Here is a 4,690-nt window from a genome sequence, read left to right as displayed (position 1 = left end):
CACAGATTTCTAAACACTACCAAAATCGCGACCCAATACCAATAGTGCATGCATTCTACGCCAACCACAATGTCACCGGCATACGGTTTAAGTAGTTTTAGTAGTGCTTCTGGGTCATCTTTAATTTTCTTGTGAACAAGGATAAGTCCTGTATTATCAATGATACAGACGTAAAGTAATCGCGCGTGTAAATCGATTCCGCAATAATATGGATGCATGTTATTGTAAAAGTTCATTGAGCTTTCTCCTGTAAGGTTGGTTGCCTTTTCAGCGTAGCGAATAATCGCGATGCTGGGGAGGAGGCTCAATGAGTATCAAGTTACTCAAAAGGACGTAAAATGCTTGACTTGTTCTCCTTCGTCGCTAATTTTTGCCAAGCATTTATGCGGCTCTTAGTAAGGCGTTGAGGCTGTAGAATTATTCTTTTTATGAAGAACAGCCTGTTTTATGGGCTCCAAATGCGTTACCCAGTGCTTTCAAAACGCTTAGAGTTAATTACAGGAGCTCGTTTTTTTAATTGGATTTGGCTGTTGGAGTTATTCTACAGTCTCGTTAGTTGATTAGTGTAGGAGTTAGAGTTTGGCTAATATAGAAACGCTTGAAGAGAAAGTTGATAGGTTTAAAGAGTATTACTTGGGGTTAATTAAAACGGCTGAGTGTGAGCAGAATATTACTAATCAGAAAGTACACTCAAAAATCCTCTCCTGTTCAATTTTTGATGCTATATCAAAGAGTATATTTCCTGAAATAAGCTCAAACTGCCAACGGTTTACTGCTCTTGTTAGGTTGTGTAAAAACTGGCCGGAAAGTCAAAAAGTAAGTTTACTTCATTTGGTTAGGTTACTTGAGATAACCCCAAACTTACCTTCCTCTACAAATGAACTTAAAATATATGCAACTCAACAATTTGAGAGTAAATTTCCAAATTCAAATAGTATAATGAGTAACAATAAAGCAATTAGTTCAGATGTTGAAATAGAAGCAATTCTCGAACTTTGGCCTACTCAGAATGGTAAACCGATTAAAATCGGAAAAGTATTACCTCACCAGTTAAAGCACGAGTATTTATTGTGGTTGTATCGAAATTCAGTTGTCCATGAATACAGAAATCCAGGACGTGGAGTGGAGCTTGGCCTATATGTACCTGAATATGCTTTCTACCAAGAGATGGCTACGGTTAGTAAAATTGATGAGAAAGAGTTTAAATTCACTAGTCACTGGGAGCTCGTATACCCATATAGGTTCTTCATTAATTTATGTAAAGAAGCATTAGATGTAGTTTCATTATTACACAATAAAAATAAAACGAGTCCTTTTCAAGCATACTCAGAGGGAACGTTTTGGCTCCCTAACTTTAACGAGTAATCAGCTAAGAAGAGTCTAAGGTTACGAACGTCCGGAAATGGCACAAAGCAGGCCTTAATTACTCTGTCTTCTCTTTAAACTCACACAAGTCTTCAATAATACAGCTGCCGCACTTAGGTTTACGGGCAACACAGGTATAGCGGCCATGCAGTATCAGCCAGTGGTGCACATCGACTTTAAATTCTTTGGGGATCACTTTTTCGAGCTTTTGCTCAACCGCTACCACGTCTTTACCCATGGCAAGCTTGGTACGGTTAGATACACGAAAAATATGCGTGTCTACCGCGATAGTCGGCCAGCCGAAGGCTGTATTTAATACTACGTTAGCAGTTTTACGGCCAACGCCAGGAAGGGCTTCTAGGGCTTCACGATTCTCTGGCACTTCACCGTTATGCTGATCTACCAATATTTGGCACATTTTGTATACGTTCGCAGCTTTGGAATTAAACAACCCGATGGTTTTTATGTAATCACGCAGTGTGTCGTTGCCAATATCTAAAATAGCTTGCGGTGTGTTTGCCACTGGAAAGAGTTTTCGGGTGGCTTTATTTACCCCAACATCGGTGGCTTGTGCTGAGAGCGTAACGGCAACTAATAACTCAAACGGGCTTGAGTATTCAAGCTCCGTTTCAGGATGTGGGTTGTCATCGCGCAAGCGCGTGAGTATTTGGTGGCGTTTTTCTTTATTCATGTAACTTAAAACGCATTAGCTTTATTCAGTTAATGCGTTTTCCCCTTAAGTTAAGCTAGTAACACGCGCTCGTGGGCCTTTTTCAGCCTCTGGCGGCGTTACTTGTTTTGATTTTATTTGTGCATCAATGACGTTTTTAGCGGCGATCAGCAGCCCAAGCCCTAAGAATGCGCCGGGTGGTAAAATGGCCAGTAAAAATTGGCTATCAAAGCTAAATACTTCGATGCGTAAAGCTGAAGCCCAAGGGCCGAGTAATAAATCGGCGCCATCGAATAATGTGCCTTGGCCAATCAGCTCTCGCATAGCGCCAAGTACAACTAGTACCAGCATAAAGCCTAAGCCCATCATCAAGCCATCAAAGGCAGATAAATGCACTGGATTTTTAGAGGCAAATGCTTCAGCACGACCAATAATGGCGCAGTTAGTCACAATCAACGGAATAAAAATCCCTAAAGATTGATAAAGGCCAAAAGTGTAGGCGTTCATTAACAGCTGCACAATCGTCACAAAACCGGCAATGATCATTACAAAAACCGGTATTCTGATATCTTTAGGCACCCAATTGCGCACTATTGATACGGTAATATTAGAGCCCACTAACACTAACAAGGTTGCTAAGCCTAAACCTAGCGCATTAGTAATCGTGGAGGTAACAGCAAGTAAAGGACATAAACCTAATAACTGTACTAAGGCGGGGTTATTTCCCCATAGGCCTTCTTTATAAAGTGTTTTTAATTCACTCATGGTGTTACCTCAGGGCAAGCATTCGCTGCTGCAAAAAGATCATCAAAGTTATTTTGTGCATACACTACCGCATTTTTAACTGAGCCAACTACAGCGTGAGGCGTAATGGTTGCGCCAGTAAATTGATCAAATTGACCGCCATCTTTTTTAACGGCCCAACGCGCGTCACTTTCGCTTTGTACTGTTTTTGAATTAAATGAGGTGATCCAGTCTGACTTTTTAATTTCAACTTTATCGCCCAAACCTGGGGTTTCTTCATGCTTAGTAACCCTTACACCAGCAACGCTGCCATCGCGATATACCGCGCTAAGTAAGTTTATATCGCCACTGTAGCCGCTAGGAGTGACATGACGAATGACTAATGCAACGGGTTCGTCATCTTTACGTGCACGGTAAATTACTTGGTTGTCGTATGGCCCCAGTAAAGGGTCTGATATGATCACACAATCTTGAGAAAGTTCATTAGTGTACTTACTGTGCGGTAATACTTCTTGTAACTGATTAGTTAATTGCAGTTGCTCTTGCTCTGCAATTTTATCGGCCGTTAACGAGTTTATAGTGGCCACTAATCCTGTTGTAAGGAGTGCGAAACCGCATAATATTGCGCCATTTTTTACCATTGAAGAAATAATCATTTTACTGCTCCATGGCCATAAGTTCTTGGTTGTGTGTAGTAATCAATAAGCGGTACTGCAATATTGATCAGTAATACGGCAAATGCAACAGCATCCGGAAAGCCACCAAAGGTGCGAATTAAATACACAATTAAACCAATTGCGGCACCATAAATAAGGCGGCCTCGATTAGTGGTTGCAGCTGATACAGGATCGGTGGCGATAAAAAAGGCTCCGAGCATAGTTGCACCACTAAATAAGTGAAACACTAGACCCGGCTCAGTGCCTGGCGAGGCAATATAACCAATTGCAGCGCATAGGCTTAAACTGGCAATAAAACTCACTGGTATATGCCAGTTAATCACTTTTGTTTTTAATAAATAAAGGCCACCGAGTAAAAAGGCTAAATTAACCCAACCCCAACCTAGGCCAACCCATTCATTAAATACCGGTTTTTGCATACTTTCAGTGACGGTAAGGCTATGAGCAATATCTGTTTTTAACGTATCAAGAGGGGTGGCCATCGTGCTGCCATCAATACCCACTCTGAGCTGATCTAAGCTGTATCCAAGAGTTGTAAAGTCACTAAATATTAGACTAAGCTGCTGGCTAAAAGTAATGCCCGTATTGAGTAACTCTGTAACCGGTAACCAGGCCGTCATTTGCACAGGGAACGACACTAATAAAAGCACATAGGCTGCCATTGCAGGATTAAATAAATTAAAGCCTAAACCACCATAAAGTTGCTTAACAATAACAATGGCAAACAAACACCCTATAACAATAACCCACCACGGCGCTAAAGGTGGAATACTAATCGCTAACAGCACGCCGGTTAGCCATGCGCTGCCATCGCTTAATGAAGGCCAAATAGGGCGCTTACGCATTAGCATAATGGCTGCTTCAAATGCGCTTACACACACTAATGCTAATAATAATTGGATAAGTACACCGGTACCAAAAAATACAACTTGTGCAATAACACCAGGAATACAGGCCGCAATCACAGTTAGCATTAACCGTGTCACAGACTTGTGACTATGATTGTGGGGTGAACTGGCCATGGTTAGTTTCATGACTGATCGTTTCCTTCTTTTTGTTGCTTTTTAGCTTTAGCACGGGCAATGGCGGCGGCTACGGCGGCTTTTTTCTTCGCTTGAGCTGTTTGCTCTGAACCGTTAGAAGATTCATCGTTGCCTTGTGGCTCAGCATTTTCATTCTGTTGTGCTAATGCATTAGCTTGCGCTGCTTTCTTAGCTTTAGCACGGGCAATAGC

General features: G+C 41.6%; 6 protein-coding genes and 1 pseudogene. 1 reads left to right on the top strand and 6 read right to left on the bottom strand.

What is annotated here, in order from left to right; all coding sequences use genetic code 11:
- Nucleotides 1-236 (bottom strand): annotated as a pseudogene (locus CWC30_RS17720) (IS110 family transposase); the annotation flags it as partial.
- A 343-nt stretch (nt 237-579) separates the two neighbouring features.
- On the opposite strand from CWC30_RS17720, the gene CWC30_RS17715 reads away from it, so the two are divergent.
- The gene (locus CWC30_RS17715) at nt 580-1,365 is read left to right on the top strand and encodes a hypothetical protein (RefSeq protein ID WP_036982138.1); all 786 of its coding nucleotides are present in this window, start codon (nt 580-582) and stop codon (nt 1,363-1,365) included.
- 58 nt (nt 1,366-1,423) lie between these two features.
- Here CWC30_RS17715 and nth read toward each other — a convergent pair whose 3' ends face one another.
- The 5 genes from nth to CWC30_RS17690 form a co-directional block, all read right to left on the bottom strand.
- Complete coding sequence (nth, locus tag CWC30_RS17710) at nt 1,424-2,056, bottom strand: endonuclease III (protein ID WP_138627758.1); 633 nt, start codon at nt 2,054-2,056, stop codon at nt 1,424-1,426.
- Nucleotides 2,057-2,101: 45 nt separating this feature from the next.
- Nucleotides 2,102-2,800, bottom strand: a complete 699-nt coding sequence (locus CWC30_RS17705) for an electron transport complex subunit E (protein WP_036982145.1) — start codon at nt 2,798-2,800, stop codon at nt 2,102-2,104.
- Nucleotides 2,797-3,435, bottom strand: a complete 639-nt coding sequence (gene rsxG, locus CWC30_RS17700; protein WP_138627757.1) for an electron transport complex subunit RsxG — start codon at nt 3,433-3,435, stop codon at nt 2,797-2,799. The genes CWC30_RS17705 and rsxG overlap by 4 nt, the downstream gene beginning before the upstream one ends.
- Complete coding sequence (gene rsxD / locus CWC30_RS17695) at nt 3,432-4,490, bottom strand: electron transport complex subunit RsxD (RefSeq protein ID WP_036982148.1); 1,059 nt, start codon at nt 4,488-4,490, stop codon at nt 3,432-3,434. Before rsxD ends, rsxG begins: the two co-directional genes overlap by 4 nt.
- On the bottom strand, nt 4,487-4,690 hold a 204-nt coding region (locus CWC30_RS17690; RefSeq protein ID WP_138627756.1), incomplete at its 5' end, for a hypothetical protein. The genes CWC30_RS17690 and rsxD, both read right to left, overlap by 4 nt.

Origin of the sequence: Pseudoalteromonas sp. S4741 (genome assembly GCF_005886135.1) — a bacterium.
Classification (GTDB): Bacteria; Pseudomonadota; Gammaproteobacteria; order Enterobacterales; family Alteromonadaceae; genus Pseudoalteromonas; species Pseudoalteromonas tetraodonis.
The sequence above is the reverse complement of the archived record's forward strand: the minus strand, read 5'-3'. Positions and strand labels throughout refer to the sequence as shown.